At 42.2% G+C, this 5,509-nt stretch carries 2 protein-coding genes; both read left to right on the top strand.

The window, feature by feature from the left end:
* Positions 1-2,177 (top strand): GAF domain-containing protein (locus tag H6S82_RS16175; RefSeq protein WP_191056424.1); only part of this gene is annotated, 2,177 nt, incomplete at its 5' end.
* Positions 2,178-2,216: 39 nt separating this feature from the next.
* Positions 2,217-5,453 (top strand): serine/threonine-protein kinase PknK, encoded by a 3,237-nt coding sequence (locus H6S82_RS16170; protein ID WP_191056423.1) that lies wholly within the window; start codon positions 2,217-2,219, stop codon positions 5,451-5,453.
* Positions 5,454-5,509: the final 56 nt, after the last annotated feature.

Genomic DNA, 5,509 nt, shown 5'->3' with positions numbered 1-5,509 from the left:
GTAAATATCCAGTAGAACTTTCTGGAGAAACGATCGGATGGGTAAGCGGGTCAGAAAAAGCTGCTGCCGTAGCCGCTCTTATATCCTATGTAGCGAATAAAGAACTAGAAAAGAAAAACTTGGCTAATGAATTAATTGAGCGATATAGAGAAATCACATTTTTATACGAAATTTCCCAAAAAATCAGCGCTACCTTAGACCTCAAAGAAGTTGCCAAATTAGTGATTGATGAAGCTAGAGAACTTATCCAAGCAACTAGCGGCTCTCTCATGCTACTTAATACCAGCACGGACAGGCTGGAAGCAATCGCAGCATTTAATCAAGAATGCCAATCAAAATCGACCTTAAACTTGGGTGATGGGATAGTTGGTAATGTAGTGATGACAGGCAGAGGAGAGATAGTCAACGATGTTTTATCCGATCCCAGATTCGTTCCAACTCAAGAGCAAGTTAGTTCTCTGATTTGCGTACCTTTGAAAACAAAAGATAAAGTAATTGGTGCGATCGAAATCAGCAGTAACACACCCGTCGCTTATACAGCAGCAGACCTGAAACTGCTCACTATGCTTGCTTCGCAAGCAGGCGCGGCGATTGAAAACGCGCTCCTCCACGAACACCAGCTACAGGAAAGCCGCCGAGAAGCTTTACTTTTTCGTTTGGCTTGTCAAATCCGTCAGTCGCTGAACTTAGATAAAATCTTAGAAACAGCGGTGAACGAGATCCGCAGTCTTCTGCAAATCGATCGCTGCCAATTCATTTGGTATCGACCGGAAAAAGAAAAATTAATTCATCCTAACTTTGCGGATACATCAAGAATGCTTGATGCTTCGGATAACTGGGAAATTTTCAAAGAAGCCAAAAATCCCGAGCTGCCGAGTTTAGTTGGTTACTACTCGGCGGCGGATATTGGTTGTTTTACACAGCAACTTCTGAACATGGAAATGGTTTGGGCAGATGATGTCAGAACGATCGCAGATCCGGTAATGCGAGAGTTTTTTGTAGAACGGGAATTTGTGTCTTTATTCGCACTGCCGATTCAAACTCGCTCTGGAGCCATAGGAGCCATTTGCTGCGGTACGAATACAGAAGTGCGATCGTGGAGTGAGTGCGAGGTGGAGCTGTTGCAGGCTGTAGCTACTCAACTGGCGATCGCCCTCGACCAAGCCGAACTATACCATCAAGCTGCCACCGCTGCCTCAGATGCTCAAACCCAAGCTCAACAGCTGCAACAAACCCTGCACGAATTGCAACAAACTCAAGCCCAGCTCATTCAAAGCGAAAAAATGTCCAGCTTGGGTCAGTTAGTTGCCGGTGTCGCCCACGAAATCAACAACCCCGTCAACTTCATCTACGGAAATCTTTCCTACGCCAGTCAATACTCCCAAAACTTACTGACGCTAGTTCAACTGTACGGCAAGCACTATCCGGAACCAGTACCGGAGATCCAAGCTGAAATGGAAGCGATCGAACTCGATTTTCTCGTTGAAGACCTACCCAAAATACTCTCCTCCATGCACGTAGGAGTTGAACGCATCCGTCAAATTGTCTTATCGCTGCGAAATTTTTCCCGTCTCGACCAAGCAGAAACGAAACCGGTGAATATTCACGAAGGCATCGATAGCACCCTCATGATATTGCACCACCAATTAAAAGCAACAGCAGAAAATTGTGCGATTCAAGTTATCAAAGAATATGGCGAATTACCGCTTGTAGAGTGCTATCCCGGTCAGATCAACCAAGTGTTTATGAACATCCTCAGCAATGCGATCGACGCTCTAGAAGTACAGCGTTCTTTGCGGAATACGGGAGAAAATTCCGCGACACCTTGTATTTGGATTCGTACCGAAGCTTTGGAAAATAACAGGATTGCTATTCGCATTCGAGACAATGGCCCCGGTATGACAGAAGAGGTAATCAAGCGATTGTTCGATCCCTTCTTCACAACCAAAGCAGTAGGGAAAGGCACAGGCTTAGGATTGTCGATTAGCTACCAAATTGTCCTAGAAAAACACAGTGGTATTTTGAAGTGTTTTTCCCAACCCGGTCAAGGAGCAGAGTTTTTGATTGAGATTCCCATACAAGCGATCGCATCTAGTCGTCCCGATCGTAAAAATCAGCGCATAGTTGATTTTCCTCCTAATTCCCCGGCATACTTTCAGCAAGCTCAATGCGGTTAACCCCTCGCAAACATATACTCACGTTTGGGACAAACGCTAATGCTCACCATTTCAGGTTATCAAATCACCGAACAAATCCAAGCCACTATCAATACCTCAATTTATCGCGGGGTAAGAAAACAAGATAAAACAGCAGTCATTATTAAAACCATCCCAGCCGAGTATCCTACTCTCGAACAAATTACCAGATTGAGACACGAATATAAAATTCTTCAAGCTCTGGATATTAAAGGTATTGTTCGCGTTTATAGCTTAGAAAATTATCAAAACCGTTTAGCTCTGATCTTAGAAGATTTATCCGGTCAATCCCTGAAACAATTTATTACTTACAAAAAGCTGGAAATTAGAGATTTTTTGGACATCGCCATCCAGTTGGCAGAAGCTTTAGGAGATCTGCATAAAAATCATATTATTCATAAAGATATCAAACCGCATAATATACTCATCAATCCATCTGACGGACAAGTGAAAATCATCGACTTTAGCATCGCCTCGCGCCTGGAGAGAGAAAACCCCACCCTGAGCAATCCCAACCAAATAGAAGGCACGCTCGCCTATATGTCACCGGAACAAACCGGACGCATGAATCGCGCCCTCGACTACCGTACAGACTTCTACTCATTAGGCATAACATTTTATGAAATGCTCACAGGTCAACTACCCTTTAATTCCAGCGACCCCCTGGAATTAGTTCACTGCCATATCGCATTTCCAGCCACACCACCCCATCAAATCAACCCAGAAATTCCGCTAGCAGTTGCTCATATAGTGATGAAACTATTAGCCAAAACCGCAGAAGAAAGATATCAAAGTGCCTGGGGATTAAAAGCAGATTTAGAAACCTGTCTTGCCCAGTTACAAACAACCGGAAACATCGGCAAATTCACACCAGGCAAGCAGGACTTAATCAGTCAATTCCTCATCCCCCAAAAACTTTACGGACGCACCAAAGAAGTCACCACACTCATGGAAGCCTTTGGGCGAGTTGCCAGCGGAGGCAGCGAAATAATCCTAGTTTCCGGGTACTCCGGCATTGGCAAAACCTCTGTCATCAACGAAATTCACAAACCCATAGTAGGGCAACGGGGCTACTTTATCTCCGGGAAATTTGACCAATTTAAACGCAACATCCCTTATGCTTCCATAATTCAAGCTTTCCAACAATTGAGCCAGCAAATATTAACAGAAAGTGCGAGCAAAATAGCTACTTGGAAAGCACAATTACTAGCAGCATTCGGTCAGCAAGGTAACGTCATCATCGACGTAATTCCCGAAATCGAACTAATTGTTGGCCCACAGCCGCCCGTACCGCAATTGGGGCCAACCGAATCCCAAAACCGATTTAATCGCGTCTTTCGAGAATTCATCCACGTATTCACCAAAGCAGAACACCCCCTCGTACTGTTCTTAGATGACTTGCAGTGGGCAGATTCGGCATCGCTGAAATTAATTCAGTTGCTCATAACTGACCCAGACAGTGAATATTTATTACTGATGGGAGCTTATCGAGATAATGAAGTATTTCCCACCCATCCGTTGCTGGTGACATTGGATGAAATTAAAAATACGGGTGCTAAGCTTAGTAATATTACCCTGCGACCGTTAAATATCGAAAATGCCAGCGAATTAGTTGCCGACACTCTGCACGCTAGCACAGAAAGGTCACAGAATCTAGCTGAATTAGTTTACAATAAAACTCAGGGCAATCCTTTCTTTTTGACTCAACTGCTCTCCACCCTACACCAAGAAAAATTATTAAAATTTGATTTTAAATCTGGGGATTGGCACTGGGATATCGAACAAATTCAAGCCGTAGGCATTACAGATTATAATGTGGTTGAGTTGCTCAGCCGCCATATTCAAAAACTGCCAGAACCGACGCAGAAAGTACTAAAATTAGCTGCCTGTATAGGAGACAAGTTTAATTTAGATGTCCTGGCAATTGTGCATGAAAAATCCTCCTCAGAAACGGCAACTGATTTGTGGGATGCACTTCAGGCAGGTCTGATTTTGCCCCTGAGCGAAACTTACAAAATGCCGTTAGTATTTGACACTTCAACATCATTTACAATACCAGGAGAATCGCTCAAAATACGCTACAAGTTTCTGCATGACCGGGTACAGCAAGCCGCTTATTCTCTGATTCACGAATCAAATAAAAAAGCAACTCATTTAAAAATCGGTCAACTGCTTCTGAAGAATGCTTCAGAAGCAGAGATAGAAGAGAATATTTTTGAGATTGTTAATCAATTCAATGTTGGTGTTGAATTTATCAACGAACAAACCGAAAAATATGAGTTAGCACGATTAAATTTGATAGCGGCTCGGAAAGCAAAGGCCGCAACTGCTTACGAACCTGTGCTGAAGTATATCACAGTTAGTTTGGGACTTTTGGCATCAGATAGCTGGTACTCTCACTATGATTTGACGCTAGGACTTTATGTGGAAGCGGTGGAAGCAGAATATTTAAATGGGAATTTTGATAAAGCTAATTCCATCGCAGAAATTGTTCTGCTCCAAGCTAAAAACCTGCTCGATAAAATCAGAGTTTACGAGCTGAAAATCCAGATATACGTAACTCAAATGCAGCTCCAGTTAGCTATCGATACGGGGTTACAAGCTTTGCAATTGTTGGAAGTTATCCTAGAGAAAGAACCTCCCAAGCAACTAAATTTCGATGAATTAGCCAATTTACCACAAATGACCGATCCTTATAAGTTGGCGGCTATGCGGATGTTGGTCAGCAATATTAATGCTGCTTTTAGCACAAATTTTACTCTCCTGTCTCAGCTTATATTTACAATGATCGATCTTTCCATTAAATATGGAAATTCACCCCAAGGTGCTTACGCATATTGCCTTTATGGAATGCTCCTATGCAGTGGAATGGGAGATATAAATACTGGTTATCAATTTGGTAAATTGTCTTTGAAGTTGTTGGATGTTTTTAGCACCACACAATACCAAACAAAAATATTATGTTTTTTCGATGGTTGTGTCAGACATTGGAAAGAGTCTGCCCAGGAAACTTTAGAATTATTGTTGCAAGGAATTCTCACTGGCATCGAAACAGGAGATATAGAACACGCTGGTTATTGTACTAATCAATATTGCAATCACACGCTTTTTACAGGAAAGCATTTAGAGTTTACCGAAAAAAGGTTTACTCAATATATTGAGTTAATGAAAAAATTAATCATAGCCTTGCATTCAATTATCTCAGTATCAGCAAAGAATTTACATTGCATATGCTGGCAAATAAAGTCAATAACTTAAATTTAATAGGAGAAAGTTTTAACGAGATGGAAATGTTGCCTATTCTTAGATCGGAA

It is taken from the genome of Planktothrix sp. FACHB-1355 (assembly GCF_014748295.1).
GTDB classification, from domain to species: Bacteria; Cyanobacteriota; Cyanobacteriia; order Cyanobacteriales; family Aerosakkonemataceae; genus Aerosakkonema; species Aerosakkonema funiforme_A.
Note: the sequence above shows the minus strand (reverse complement) of the source record. Positions and strands in the feature narration are given on the sequence as shown.